The organism is Sphingosinicella sp. BN140058 (assembly GCF_004135585.1).
Classification (GTDB): Bacteria; Pseudomonadota; Alphaproteobacteria; order Sphingomonadales; family Sphingomonadaceae; genus Allosphingosinicella.
In genome coordinates, this window is record NZ_CP035501.1 from 4,443,896 (window position 1) to 4,457,069 (window position 13,174).

General features: G+C 67.1%; 12 protein-coding genes. 6 read left to right on the forward strand and 6 right to left on the reverse strand.

Translation table 11 applies throughout. The features are described 5' to 3' along the window. The first annotated feature begins 106 nt into the window (after positions 1 to 106). Together ETR14_RS20020 and ETR14_RS20025 are read left to right on the forward strand one after the other, a co-directional pair. The gene (locus tag ETR14_RS20020) at positions 107 to 415 is read left to right on the forward strand and encodes a hypothetical protein (protein WP_129388011.1); all 309 of its coding nucleotides are present in this window, start codon (positions 107 to 109) and stop codon (positions 413 to 415) included. Between the two features lie 274 nt (positions 416 to 689). After that, positions 690 to 1,010 (forward strand): DUF3892 domain-containing protein, encoded by a 321-nt coding sequence (locus tag ETR14_RS20025; protein ID WP_129388014.1) that lies wholly within the window; start codon positions 690 to 692, stop codon positions 1,008 to 1,010. Positions 1,011 to 1,077: 67 nt separating this feature from the next. Here the strand turns inward: ETR14_RS20025 and ETR14_RS20030 are convergent, their stop codons facing one another. Then, on the reverse strand, positions 1,078 to 1,929 hold the full coding sequence (locus ETR14_RS20030; RefSeq protein WP_129388017.1) for an ion transporter: 852 nt from the start codon (positions 1,927 to 1,929) through the stop codon (positions 1,078 to 1,080). A 231-nt stretch (positions 1,930 to 2,160) separates the two neighbouring features. Here ETR14_RS20030 and ETR14_RS20035 point away from each other — a divergent pair, with 231 nt between their 5' ends. From ETR14_RS20035 to ETR14_RS20050, 4 genes are all read left to right on the forward strand, one after another. Then, positions 2,161 to 4,356, forward strand: coding sequence for a TonB-dependent siderophore receptor (locus ETR14_RS20035; RefSeq protein WP_243455597.1), 2,196 nt, complete (start codon positions 2,161 to 2,163; stop codon positions 4,354 to 4,356). A 16-nt stretch (positions 4,357 to 4,372) separates the two neighbouring features. Beyond that, complete coding sequence (locus ETR14_RS20040; RefSeq protein WP_129388020.1) at positions 4,373 to 6,451, forward strand: phosphocholine-specific phospholipase C; 2,079 nt, start codon at positions 4,373 to 4,375, stop codon at positions 6,449 to 6,451. 173 nt (positions 6,452 to 6,624) lie between these two features. Further along, positions 6,625 to 7,065 carry an N-acetyltransferase gene (locus ETR14_RS20045; protein WP_243455598.1) on the forward strand — a complete coding sequence of 147 codons (441 nt, stop codon included), beginning with the start codon at positions 6,625 to 6,627 and terminating at the stop codon, positions 7,063 to 7,065. A 178-nt stretch (positions 7,066 to 7,243) separates the two neighbouring features. Beyond that, positions 7,244 to 7,387, forward strand: coding sequence for a hypothetical protein (locus ETR14_RS20050; protein WP_165356543.1), 144 nt, complete (start codon positions 7,244 to 7,246; stop codon positions 7,385 to 7,387). A 7-nt stretch (positions 7,388 to 7,394) separates the two neighbouring features. On the opposite strand, the gene ETR14_RS20055 is transcribed toward ETR14_RS20050, so the two are convergent. The 5 genes from ETR14_RS20055 to ETR14_RS20075 form a co-directional block, all read right to left on the reverse strand. Then, complete coding sequence (locus tag ETR14_RS20055; RefSeq protein ID WP_129388026.1) at positions 7,395 to 7,607, reverse strand: hypothetical protein; 213 nt, start codon at positions 7,605 to 7,607, stop codon at positions 7,395 to 7,397. 95 nt (positions 7,608 to 7,702) lie between these two features. Beyond that, entirely contained in the window at positions 7,703 to 9,166 is a 1,464-nt protein-coding gene (locus ETR14_RS20060) for a YdiU family protein (protein ID WP_129388029.1), read from the reverse strand. Positions 9,167 to 9,255: 89 nt separating this feature from the next. Further along, positions 9,256 to 9,513 carry a hypothetical protein gene (locus tag ETR14_RS28525; RefSeq protein WP_165356544.1) on the reverse strand — a complete coding sequence of 86 codons (258 nt, stop codon included), beginning with the start codon at positions 9,511 to 9,513 and terminating at the stop codon, positions 9,256 to 9,258. A gap of 155 nt (positions 9,514 to 9,668) precedes the next feature. Further along, positions 9,669 to 11,072: a glycoside hydrolase family 28 protein gene (locus tag ETR14_RS20070; protein ID WP_129388032.1), complete on the reverse strand. Its 1,404-nt coding sequence runs from the start codon at positions 11,070 to 11,072 to the stop codon at positions 9,669 to 9,671. Between the two features lie 8 nt (positions 11,073 to 11,080). Continuing rightward, positions 11,081 to 13,156 carry an acetylxylan esterase gene (locus ETR14_RS20075; RefSeq protein WP_165356545.1) on the reverse strand — a complete coding sequence of 692 codons (2,076 nt, stop codon included), beginning with the start codon at positions 13,154 to 13,156 and terminating at the stop codon, positions 11,081 to 11,083. Positions 13,157 to 13,174 lie beyond the last annotated feature (18 nt).

Consider the following 13,174-nt stretch of genomic DNA (forward strand, 5'->3'; position numbering starts at 1 on the left):
GTCGAACCGCGGTAACGCTCTGTTTTCCTTTGCCGACTAGCTCCAGCGTAGAGGTGCCAGAAGGCATTCGTCACGATCGGCTCCACCGGCGCCAGAGGGGGTTACCTTGTTCAAGTCCGTTCACGCGCTTTCGGGCGCGCTCATCCTGCTGTCGTCTGCTGCCGCGTCCGCACAGACCGTGCCGCCAGCACCCGAGACCGCGATCCGTTTGAGCGGTGCGGTCGACGACAAGGGCACCACCGGAACCGCGGGCGTGGTCGCCTCGATCGCCTTCGTGCCGGTCGCGGGCTTCTTCGTCACCGGCACCAGCGCGCAGATCCCGACCGGTGCGCCGGTCAAGGCCTTCCTCGACGAGGATGTGAGCGTCGCCGGTGCGCTGGCGGCCCAGCCGCTGCAGGTTTCCGCCGGCATCTGACCGGGACGGCGCACCGTGCAGACGACATGGCGCGCCGACACCTGCCAGATCGATAGTCCCTTGCACGGGCAGGCCCGCATCGGGGCAAGGGACCATTCGCGGGCTGGCGCGGATCGTGGTTACCCGGTTGCCCCCCGAAGCACTGGGTTTCGCACGAGCATTGCGATTGCGCGCGCGGCGGGGCAGAAGCGCGGCGAATGACCGGCCCCGCCAGGAGCCCGGGCACGCGCCCGGAGCTCGTCGCGGCGGAGGGACCCTTGGCCAGGAACATCGAATGCCCGTTTCCGTCCAGATCAAGTGCATCCAGACCTTCCGCCGCGCCCATCCGTGCCGGCGGATCAGCGATATCGGCGGGTTCACCGACCGCCGCTGGAAGATCAGCGTCGAGGACGCGATCGATCATGTCGAGGGCGGCGCCTGGGAATTCTACGTGCTCGTCGGCGAGACACGGCACAAGGTCGTCGTGGCCTCCCGCGACGGCCGCAAATATCTGAAGGCCGAGTGCGACGACGAAGCGCCCGATACCTTGCTTTCCCTTCCGAAATGTCCGGAAGCGGATGTCTGGGGTCTCGGCGGGAGCCTCGGCGCGGAATAGGCCGCTGTCCCGTCCGCTGCGACCGTTGCCCCAAGCACGCGCGTGAGATCCGGCGTGCACCGGTCGATCATGCGTCCGGTTGGCTTCCATCGCGCGGATCCGAAGCCGTGTCACAGGGCCTCTCGGCGTTACGGCTGCGCTGGATCGCGTCGCTGAACGCGGCGGCGAGGATGCCCGCGGGCATCGCAATCAGGCCGATGCCGGCAATCGCGACGATCACCGCGATGAACTTGCCGAGGATGGTGACCGGAAAGACGTCGCCATAGCCGATCGTGGTCAGGGTCACCGCGGCCCACCACATCGCGCGCGGAATGCTTCCGAACTTGTCCGGCTGGGCGTCGCCTTCGGCGAGCCACATGGCGGTGGCGCCGCCAATGATCAGAGCAAAACCAAGCAGGACGGTGAGCAGAAGTTCGTCGCGCCGATCGGACACCGCCCGGGTGAGATGGCGGACCGCGGTCGAGAAACGGCCGAGCCGGGCGAAGCGCAGGATCGCGACCACGCGCAGCAGGCGCAGCGAAACGAGACCGCTGGCGATCATCGGCGCGAAGGTGGCGATGACGACGGCGGCGTCGATGAGCGCGCCAGGCGTGAAGGCGTAGCGGAGGCGGCCACGCAGCCCCGCAAAGCGCGGCGCCTCGCCGGCTGCCCAGAGACGAAGCGCATATTCGGTGACGAAGATCGTCCCGAACAGCATGTCGAGCCCGTTGAGCAGGGCATCGCGGCCGTCGGCGAGCAGCGGCTCCGTGCGCAGGATTGCCAGGATCGTCGCGGCGATGATCGCGGCGACGAGGAACCGGTTTGCGGGTGACAGGCCCTTGCCGGCCCAGGCGGACGGATCGAACTGGCGATGGACGATCCGGCGCAGGCGAGGGGAGGCTGCCGCCGTCCCGTCGGATCTCTGGATCACATCCGCCATTCGCCCTCCCCCAAGGCGATGATTGCGCGTCCGGCGGACGCCTGTCCAGAGGTCGCAACCAGGCGGCGCATGTCACCATAATGTCGCGGGGGCGTCATGCCATCACCGCCGAACGATCACGCTGCCGACGCAGGGCGGCGCTAGCGTAACGTCAAGGCAGCGGGACGGCGTCGCAAGACACGCCGGCCGCGGAGGATGCCCGTTTTCCGGTGATCAGGGGGAATTGGGACAGTGACGAACATTGCGACGAGGAGCCTTGCCGGCTTCTTGATGGCCGGCTGCATCTCGGTGCCGGCGATGGCGGCCGATCTGGCGTCAAAGGCGGGCGAAGACGATGTGACGGCCGAAGCGCGCGGGGACGACGCCGCTGCGGACGAGCAGAGCGAGGCCGAGATCCTGGTCACCGGCAAGGCGGTGCGCAGCAGTCCGCTCGCGGCCGGTGTCGCCGAATATGGCAATGCCGTCCAGATCGTCGATTCCGCCGCGATCGAGGCGAGCGGCGCCACCAATTTCGCCGAAGCGGTGCAGTTCCTCGTCAAGGGCGCGAACATCGGCTACTCGCCGGACGAGGGCGAATATACGATCCGGCTGGACGGCGGCGGCGACCGCGACACCCTGGTCGTGCTCGACGGCGTACCGCTTTACGATCGGGGCCCTGCGCTCGAGGAGATTTGGGGCGCGACCACGATCGACCCACACATGATCGACCGGGTCGAAGTGTTTCGCGGCGGCAACAGCCTCTTCTTCGGCAGCAATGGCGGCATCGGCGTAGTCAGCGTCGTCACCAAAAAGCCGGACGGCGGCAAGCGCTTCGAGTTCGGTGCCAATGTCGGCTCATTCGGCACCCGCGACATCTGGGGCAACGTCTCGTTTCCGCTCGATACCGACGGTCGCCACTCGATCATGATCTACGGCACCGCCCAGCACACCGACAATCCGCGCATCTTCAATCCGGCCGATTTCGTCGACAATGTCGCGGCCGGCGGCGGAATTCAGGAATTCCCGACCGATCGCGACAATGTCGGCGTGAAATATCTGTGGAAGCCCGACGATCGCACCGAATTCCGCGTGAACGGTCAGTTCACCCAGATCCAGTTCCATGATCCGTTCCCGGACACCAACACCTATTCGCCGAACACGGTGAAATATCCGATCGTCGATGCGAGCTTCGTGCGGACCTGGTCGGAGCGGCTGACGACCGAGGTCTCGGCTTATTGGAGCAATCCGCAGCTTTCCAACACCGAGACTTTCCCGGAAGTGTGCATGATCAAGACCGGGTGCGTCAGCCCGTCGACGGGACAGGCGATCGCCTGGGGCAAATATACCGGCCGCAACATCGCATTCCCGAACCAGGGCTTCGGCCCCGACTCGAAGAAGAGCGGCTTTCGCGAACTCGGCGGCAATGCCCGCGCGACCTTCACCATCCCCAACGCGATCGAGGTGGTCGGCGGCGTCCAGATCGTCTCCTACAAGGATGACTCCGATCCGGTGTTCCCGGTCGGCAACGAAGCGACCACGATCACCGGGCTTTATGCGGACTTCCGGCCGGTGCTGCCGTTCAGCCCCGCGACCAGGATCTCGCTGGCCGTCCGCACCGACTTCGCCGACAGCTTCGGATCGAAGACGATCTGGAAGTTCGGCCTGCGCCAGCCGATCGGCGACTTCTACCTTCGCGCCAATGGCGGCACCTCTTACAGCACGCCCAAGAATAACGAGCTGCACGCGGAGAGCGCGACCACGGTCGGCAACCCCGATCTCAAGACCGAGGAGACCGAGACCTACAATGTCGGGATCGGCTACGGCGCCGGCTTCGGTGCCGTCCGGGTCAATGCCGAAATCGGCGGCTTCCACACCGACATCACCAACCGCATCCAGTCGACGTCGGGCCTCACGCCCAATACCTTTTTCAACAACGATCGCATCACTCAGATACGCGGCCTCACTGCCGAACTGGACGTCGCGATCGGCAGCCAGTTCGCCGCGAACGTCAGCTACACCAAGCAGCAGGCGCGGCTCGACGGCAGCAAGCTGCAGATCAACGAAACGCCGGAATATATCGTCCAGGGCAATTTCGCCTGGCATTCCTCGGACCGGCACTTCCACGTCAATTTGATGCCGCGCTATCAGGGGCCGGAATATGCGACCGGGGGCGTCAACGCGGCACTGCGCACCAATTTCGGCAATTACTTCGTCGCCAATGCCTCGATCGCGTACTGGGCGGGTGCCGAGCGCCAGCATCGTTTCCAGCTGCGCATCGCCAATCTGTTCGACGCCGACTATGCCGAGCGCTGGGCCTACGGAAACACGCGGTTCAGCGAGGCTTTCGTCACGGGGCAGATCAAGCTCAACGGACCCGGTTACTTCTACGGCTATCCGTTCGAGGGCAAACCGCGCAGCTATTATCTTTCCTACATGACCCAATTCTGAGTCGAGGGAGGGGCAGTTGACCGACACCACCCGCAGAAACCTGCTTCGCGCTGCGACCGCCGGCGCGGCGGCGGCGGCGATGCCGCCGAGCATCGCCCGTGCGCTGGCCATTCCGGCGGCACGCGAGACCGGCACCATCCAGGACGTCCGCCATGTCGTCATCCTGATGCAGGAGAATAGGAGCTTTGACCATTATTTCGGGACGATGCGCGGCGTCCGCGGCTTCGGCGATCGCCATCCCGTGCCGATGGAGGGCGGACGAGATGTCTGGCAGCAATCGGATGGCACCCGGATCCTGCCGCCCTTCCATCTCGACACCGCCGCCACCGACGCGCTCAAGGTGCCGGGGACGCCGCACAGTTTCTCGGACTCGCAGGCGGCCTGGAACCAGGGCAAGTTCGGCGCCTGGCCGAAGTACAAGAACCCGTATTCGATGGGTCACTACCGCCGTCAGGACATCCCGTTCCAGTTCGCGCTCGCCGAAGCGTTCACGATCTGCGACGCCTATCATTGTTCGGTGACCACCGGCACCGATCCAAACCGGATCGTCTTCTGGTCCGGATCCAATTTCGATCCGGTGAAGCGAGCGCAGGGGATCAACTGCACGGACGCGGATTCGGAACCGAACAATCTGCGCTGCTGGATCAAGGGCGCGCTGCCCACGCCGGGCTACACCTATGCGGGCTCCGCACTGACGTGGAAGACGATTCCGGACGTGCTCGAGGAGGCCGGGATCAGCTGGCGGATCTACCAGGATCCCAACGACAATTGGACGGGCGCGATGCACGGCGGTCTCGCTTTCGAAAGCTTCCGCAATGCGAGACCGGGATCGCCTTTGTTCGAAAAGGGCATGGCCGATCTGACTCTCGATCGGCTTGCCGAGGATGTGAAGAACGGGACCCTGCCGGCGGTATCGTGGGTGCTGCCGCCCAAGGAATGGTCCGAGCATCCGAGCGCGTCGACACCGCTGCAGGGCGCTGAATTCACGGCGCGGGTGCTGGCCGCGCTGACCGCCAATCCGGAGGTGTGGAGCCGGACGGTGTTCTTCCAGACGTTTGACGAGAATGACGGCCAGTTCGACCACGTGCCGCCGCCGGCACCGCCCTCGTTCGACGCCGCCGGCACCCCGATGGGCAAGGCTACGCTCGATCTCGCCGGCCATTACTTTCACGATCCCGACAACAAATACCGGGTCGCCGACGACGTGATCAGCGGTGCCGTGCGGCCGTGGGGCCTAGGGCCGCGCGTGCCGATGTATGTGGTGTCGCCGTGGAGCAAGGGCGGCTGGGTCAACTCGGAAGTGTTCGACCATACATCCGTCGGCCGGTTCCTGGAGAAACGCTTCGGCATCACCATTCCGGCCATCAGCCCATGGCACCGCGCAGTCTGCGGAGATCTTACCTCCGCGTTCGACTTCTCGGCGGCGCCCGATGCGGCCTTCCCGCCTCTGCCCAAGGTCGAGGGTGCGTCGGGCGTGGTGCTCGCCCACATGCAGCGGCCCAAGATCAAGCCGCCCGAGCAGCCGGAACCGCTCTTCCAGGAGCGTGGTCTGCGCCGGTCGCGGGCCCTTCCTTACGTCCTCCACGTCGACGCGGCGCGGGCGCTCGGCGGCGACGGTATCGAACTGACCTTCCGTAACGAGGGCAAGGCCGGCGCGGTGTTCCAGGTCTACGATCGCAAGGACCTCGCGGCGATCCCGCGACGCTACACCGTCGAGGCGGGAAAGAGCCTGTCCGACCGCTGGAGCTTCCACGCCGACGGCAGTCACGATCTCTGGATCCTGGGGCCGAACGGCTTTGTGCGCAGCTTCGCAGGCGAACGCCCCCAGTCGCTGCCGCTGGCAAGCCTTCGCTACGATGTCCGGCGCAAGGCCGTGCTGCTGTCGACCCGGCCCGGCGCACCCAGGGGCCTTCGGGTCCGCGCGCTTGCCTATGATGCGGCGCCATCGAAGACTTTGGTCCGCACCTTGTCGTGGCCGATCGAGCAGAGCCACGGCTGGTACGATCTGCTGGTCGAGGGCGAAGGAGTCCGTCAGCGGTTCGCGGGGCGGGTGGAAACAGGCGACCATGGCATCAGCGATCCGGCGCTCGCCTGAAGGAGCAAGCGCGTTGCCGGCGATCCGGCCGGCGGGTAGATGGTCGCCATGGACTCCGAAGCTGCACCAGGAGAGTTGGCACAGCCGGGCGGGACGCTCGCGCGCGCTGCAGAGATCGATCTGCCGGCCGTCGCCGCGCTGATGAACGCGGCCTATCGCGGCGACGCCGGCTGGTGCAGCGAAGCCGATTTCATGGGGGCGACCGCACCAGCGCCGGCTGGCTCGCCGAGCAGATCGCCGCGGATCCGGCTGCCGCGTTGCTGGTCTGGCGGGCGGGCGGGGATCGGGCGCTGCTCGGATCGGTCTGGCTCGAGCCGAAGCCTGCGGGGGGATGGTATCTTGGATCTTTGACCGTCGACCCCGCTCGGCAGGATCAGGGCCTCGGCCGCGCTCTGCTGGCGCTCGCGGAGGATTGGGTGCAGGCGCACGGCGGCCGCGAGATCGAGATGAGCGTGATCAACATCCGCGACGCGCTGATCGCCTGGTATGAACGCCGCGGCTATCGCTGCAGTGGCGAGACGCGGCCTTTCCCCTATGGCGACGACCGGTTCGGAGTTCCGAAGCGGACGGACCTGGAGTTCGTCGTGCTGCGCAAGAGGTTGGACTTCGAGTAAGCGCACGCTCCGGGACGAAGCGGGGAACTCAGCGCATGATCGTTCGTCTGCTCGGCGCGGGCGCCCTCCATGGCGTCCCGCTGCCGGCAGGATGGAGATGCGGATGATCGGGAAGCTCACGCGAGCGCTCACGGGGCGGTATCTGGCAAAGCGCTGGGGCTATGCGCCGTCGACGGGGATGGTTGCCGGTCTGGCGGCACCCCTGGTGGTCAGGCTCGGCGGCCGCCTAGTGCATGCAAGCGTTGCGGCGGCGGCCGATGCCCGGAACCGCCGGCAGGGGCCGACCTACGGCGCCAACCGGCCGGCCTCCCGTTCCGGCTGAGCGAGGCTCAGGGAAGCGGCGCCTCGACCACGATCCGGGTCGTGCAGCAGCCGGAGCAGCGGCCTTCGAAGCGGCGCAGCGCGTGTTGCCGCGCCATCCGGTTCGCGGCGGCGGCGACCTGCTCCGGCCGCAGGCCGAGATAGTCGCCGACGCACGCATCGCAGATCGGCCGGAGCCGGCGCTCGGCAACGAAGCTTTCTATCGTCGACTGATGAGTCATCCCGCTCAGCATAGACCCGCCACAGGCCGGGCTGAAGCGGGTTTACCCTGACCGGCGAGGATTTCGCGTCCCTTTTGGAGCGTTTCGACCTTTGGTCAGGTGCCGCAGAACGTTGCGGTAACCCGTTCCTGCTCCGCCGGCGGGCTGCGGTACCCGTCATATTCCGGCTGGTCCTCGTAGGGTCGGGCAAGCACGGTCAGCAGCTCTTCGAAAGGCGCGAAGTCGCCGTGATCGACAGCGGCCCGGATCATCGCCTCTATGCGATGGTTGCGCGGGATGAATGCCGGATTGGCCGCGCGCATCAGGGTGCGTCGCGCAAGTTCATCCTGCGGTTCGTCGGCGAGGCGCGCTTTCCATTGCGCCAGCCAGTCGTCGATCACCGTCGGCGCCTCAAACATGTCGCGCAAACCGCTTTGATCGGCATCGACGAGACCGCGGAAGAAATTGGTGAAGTCGATCCGGTTGGCGGCGAGGATCCGCAGCAAGGCGGTGGCGAGGCCGAGATCGTCCTCCTTTTCGGTGAAGAGCCCGAGCTTGCGGCGGAGCCCGCCGAGATAGGCGCGCTCGAACGCGGGGGCGAAGGCGGCAAGCGCCGCCTCGGCATCCGCGATCGCTTCGACCTCGTCCTCGGCGAGCAAGGGCAGCAGGGTCTCGGCCAGACGCGTCAGGTTCCACAAGGCCATTTCCGGCTGGCGTCCATAAGCATAGCGGCCCATCCGGTCGATCGAGCTGAACACCTTGTTCGGATCATAGTCGTCGAGGAAGGCGCAGGGCCCGTAGTCGATCGTCTCGCCGGAGACGGCCATGTTGTCGGTGTTCATGACTCCGTGGATGAAGCCGACAAGCAGCCAGCGGGCAATGAGGTCCGCCTGGGCGGCGATGACGCCGTCCAGCAGCGCGCGGTAGGGTCGTTCCGCCTGGGCTGCCGCGGGATAGTGGCGGGCGATGACATGGTCGGCGAGCAGGCGAAGGCCTTCGACATCCTCGCGCGCGGCGAAGAACTGGAAGGTGCCGACGCGGATGTGGCTGGCGGCGACCCGGACGATCGCCGCGCCGGGCAGCAGATCCTCGCGGACCACCTGCTCGCCGGTGGTCACCGCCGCGAGTGCACGCGTGGTCGGGATGCCGAGCGCGGCCATTGCCTCGCTGACGACATATTCGCGCAGCACCGGCCCGAGCGCCGCCTTGCCGTCGCCGCCGCGGGAGAAGGGAGTCCGCCCCGAGCCCTTGAGCTGCAGGTCGCGGCGCCGGCCGCTGCGATCAACCACCTCGCCGAGCAGGATCGCGCGACCATCGCCCAGCTGCGGGACGAAATGGGCGAATTGGTGCCCCGCATAGGCCATCGCGATCGGCTGCGAGCCTTCGGCAATGCGCAGGCCGCTGAGGATCTCGATACCCTCCGGCGCGGCGAGCGCCTCGGCATCGAGGCCGAGCTCAGCGGCGAGGGCGCGGTTCAGCTGGAGAAGCTGCGGCGCCGAGGCGGCGCTCGGCCGCACCGGCGCATAGAAGCGATCGGGCAAGCGGGCATAGCTGTTGTCGAACGGAATGGAGATGGTCATGATACCTCGAAGGCCGGCGCTACCGATCGCAAGTCGGGCGGAGCTTGCGTGAAATCAAGACGTTGGCGGCACTGCTGCAGACGGGACGATCAGCGCCAGGCGCCAGTCAAGCACGTGTCGGCGACGAGGCACAACAGCAAGGTCAGAATCGGCGCGCCCTTCAGCGCCCAGACCGAGTAGATCAGCAATGCGACCACCAGCCGCGTTCCGGACCAGCGCGCAATCAGCAATCCCGGCAGGCCGGATGCCCACATCAGGCCGAGCAGCGGGGTATAAGCCCACAACTGGTTCTTCAGGATTCCGGCCTTCGTGACCACGAACAGAAATGCGGCCGGCGCCGCCGCCATGATCGCGAATGCGGCAAGCGGACGGGACCATCCTTGCCACGTGCGCGGAGTCCGAGAGGAGTTCACGCGATCGATCCTCAATAATCCGTTGATTGTCGTTGGTTCAGCCGGCGCGACTTAGGGAGATCCGCATCCTGTCGCCAGCGCGCACCGGATCAGTTCGGCGTGCCCGTGGTCATTCCGAGCCTGTAGCGCGGATCCGCTTCGACGGGTGCCGGCCGCGGTGTCGGCGGCAGGGCGGCCGCGCCTTCGACTCCGCGGCCGCGAACGTTGCTGGTGGCGAGCTTGGGTCCTTCCGCGACGTTCACCCGGATCCCGTCGAGCACCACGTCGCGCATGTTGGCGAGCCGCATGCCGCGAATGCTGGTTCCGGAAATATCGCGAAGGACGAAGCCCTCGAGGGGCTTGTCCGGATGGACGTTCACCGCTTCGACGAGGGTGGGGACATCCCGGATCCGGATCCGTTCGAAGGTGAAGTTGCGCACCGTCGGAATGCCGTCGCGGCCCGGGACGGGAAACTGGTCCTGCTTGCCGCTGTCGAGGAAGTTGAGCCGGAGGAAGCCGTCCTTGGCGCCGGAGATATCGAGATCGCGCATCACGATGTCCTGGATGAAGGCGCCGCGGCCCGGCCGGCTTTTCAGATAGATGGCGAAGGTGCCGGCGCGAAGGCACTGGCAGCGTTCGACCAGCACCCGTCTTATTCCCGCTGAAGTCTCGCTGCCGACACCGATGCAGGCCCAGCGCTGGTCGCGGAACACACAATCGGTGATCGTCACGTCCTCGGTAGGTCGGCCGATCGTCAGTCCTTCCAAGCCGCGGCCCGATTTGAGCGAGATGCAATCGTCGACCGTGTCGAAGTCGCAGCGCTCGATCGCGACCCGGCGGCAGCTGTCGACATCGATGCCGTCGGCATTGCCCTTGACGGTGAGGCCGCGGAACAGCGCGTCCTCGCAATAAACGGGGTGGATCGACCACATGTCGTTCTGCTCGGTGACGAGATCGGTCACCGAGAGCCCGCTGACGCCGACGAATTCGAGGAGGGCCGGGTGGCGGAGCCCGGCTTCGCTGAGCCGGCGGCGGATGGTCATCGCCGCAAGGATGCGCCCCTTGCCCGCGAGCGCGACGTTGCGCGCGTCGTGGGCGGAGATGAGGGCGGAATAGCCCTGCACCCAACGACCCTCCCAGCGCACCTCAGCGATCGGATAATCGGCGAGATCGGGCGAGCCCTGCAATGTGGCGCCCGCTTCGATCCGGAGAATGGTGTTCGAGAAGATGCGAAGCGCGCCGGTGAGATAGGTGCCGCCATCGACGACGACTTCGCCGCCGCCGAGGACCGCACAGCGGTCGAGCGCCTGCTGCAGGGCCGCGCTGTCCTTGGTGACGCCGTCGCCCCGCGCGCCGAAATCGCGCGGATCGAGCCTGAGGCCGGTTGCGGGTGCACGAAACGGCGCCGGCCGTGCGGGCGCGGCAGTGCGTGCGTTCGCAACCGCTGGGGCGAGCACGGCCGCTACGCTGGCAACGCCGGCGCCGGCGAGGAAGTCACGGCGGTTTGCAGGCATGGACGCACTCACTCTGATGGGGAAGGGATCGGATCGCGGGGCGCGCGGAAGCGCACGCGAACATCCGGTGGCAGGAGCGGCGTGACAGCCGGCCCGGTCTCGCCGACCGAATTGATCGGGTTGACCAGGGTGAGCCGATCGCCGAGTGCTGCGGCCAGGTCGGGCAGATCGTAGCGCGCAAGCACGCCCGGCAGATTGATCTCGGCCATGTCGCGGCTGATCGGCCGCGTTGCGAATTCACGGTAGCGAAGGATACCGCCATCGGCGGTCACGGAGCCCACCCGATCGTCGAGCAGGGCGACGTGGAGCGCGACGGGAGCCAGCGCATCGATGCCGTAGAGCGCAATGCGACCGACCTCCGGGCGTCCGGCAAGCCAGTTCAGAGCGGCGAGCGCATCATCGGCGCGGAGGCCCAGCGGCGTCTTGCCGACCAGCAATGCCCGGAGCGACAGCAGAGTCCAGTCGCCGGTCCATGGCGATTTCGCCTCCTCGCTGCCACCGGCACCGCGCGGCTCCAGTGCCAGCACGTTCCAGCCGGCACGCGCCCAGCGTCCGAACAGATCGGAGAGCGTGCGCGGCGGCGCGTTCGACAGCAACAGCAGGGTCGGCTTGCGTCCGGGGCCGGAGGCGCGCGCGAACACCCCATCGACCCGCATGCCGGGCGCCGCATCGAAAGAGATCGGAACGCAGGTAAAGCCCTCATCCACCTCCGTCGGACCTTCGCAAACCTCCGGCGGCGGATTGCCCGGCGCGACGGTGAGTCGGGCGACATCGCGCACCGCCGCCCGGAGCCGGGCGAGACGCTGTGCCCCGCTTTCTCCGGTGGCCGGCGGCGGCGAGGGCGCCTGGGCCGCAATGACCTGCTGGAGCGTGGCGCTGCCGAGCGCGGCGACGTTGCCGGTCGGCGAGACCAGCAAGCGCGCGGGATCGCCGATCGGCGCCGGGCGCGGCGCCGGCGGCGGGCCGGTCTTCAGCCAGCGGGTGAAGAATTCCAGGATCGCCGGTGCGATCGGCGCAAGATTGCCGTGTCCACCCGGGCCCTCGATCATCGTGATCGCGTCGCCGGCGCCGAGCAGGCCATAAAAGCGGCGCGCTTCGGCAAAAGCCGCGCGAGCACCGGCGATCGGGAACATGTCATCGCTGGTGGAGACGATCGCATAGGGGCGCGGTGCCGCTGCCTCGATCCAATCGGGCAGATCGAGGCCGCGGTCGAGAAAGAAGGGGATCGATTGCTCGGCATCCTGCGGCCCCGGTCCGCCCCGCGCGAGCAGGTGATCGAAGTCGTTCGCGTAGCAGTCGACCGCGGTGGCCGCGATCCGGGGATCGAAGGCTGCGAGATAGGCGGTGATGGTGCCGCCGCCCGAGCAGCCGAAGGCGCCGATTTGGCCGCCGTCGACGTCCGCCCGGCTCAGCAGATAGTCGACGCCGCGGACCGCGTCCTGGATGAAGAAGCGGGCAATGTGACCGCCGTTCGGCAGCGCCTGACCGAACGCCATCGAATGCTCCCCGGTAGGACGGCCGACCTTCGAGGCGCCGAGCTCCGGATCGTAATGCTGGATTCGTTCGCCCTCGCCGACGATGTCGATCGACAAGGCAATGAAGCCGGCGCGGGCGAAATCGGCGGCGAAGCCGTGATTGCCGAGCTTACCGTCGCTGCCATGGCCGGGCTGGAGGATGATCGCCGGGAACGGGCCTTCGCCTTTGACCGGGCGATAGACGATCGCCGAAACGCGATACCCGGGCAGACTTTCATACCAGAGCGACTCGGTGCGGTAGCCATCGCCTTCGCTGATTCGCGTCACCTGCGATCGCAGCGGGCCGCGGGCGCGTTCGAAGCCAGTCAGATCGGCCAGGGTGGCGCGAACATGCGCCTGGCGAAGCCGGGCGGCGTCCTTAGTGGCGATTGCGCTGATGGTAGCAGCCCGCGCCGACGTTTGCTGATCGGCAAGTTCGGTCAGATAGGCGATCAGACGATCCCGCGGCGTCTCCGCGGGGGCCGGAGTAGCGGCGAGCACCAGCACTGGAAGCAGCGGCAGGAGGCGACACAGAACGGCGCGGATCAAGGCGCCAGAGCGATCGGCCACAATCTCCCTCCTCTCGCG

Coding starts and splice junctions, on each gene's coding strand:
- ETR14_RS20070 (WP_129388032.1), bottom strand. CDS start 11,072: ATGCCTGCAAACCGCCGTGACTTCCTCGCCGGCGCCGGCGTTGCCAGC.
- ETR14_RS20050 (WP_165356543.1), top strand. CDS start 7,244: ATGGTTGCCGGTCTGGCGGCACCCCTGGTGGTCAGGCTCGGCGGCCGC.
- ETR14_RS28525 (WP_165356544.1), bottom strand. CDS start 9,513: ATGGCGGCGGCGCCGGCCGCATTTCTGTTCGTGGTCACGAAGGCCGGA.
- ETR14_RS20030 (WP_129388017.1), bottom strand. CDS start 1,929: ATGGCGGATGTGATCCAGAGATCCGACGGGACGGCGGCAGCCTCCCCT.
- ETR14_RS20055 (WP_129388026.1), bottom strand. CDS start 7,607: ATGACTCATCAGTCGACGATAGAAAGCTTCGTTGCCGAGCGCCGGCTC.
- ETR14_RS20060 (WP_129388029.1), bottom strand. CDS start 9,166: ATGACCATCTCCATTCCGTTCGACAACAGCTATGCCCGCTTGCCCGAT.
- ETR14_RS20025 (WP_129388014.1), top strand. CDS start 690: ATGCCCGTTTCCGTCCAGATCAAGTGCATCCAGACCTTCCGCCGCGCC.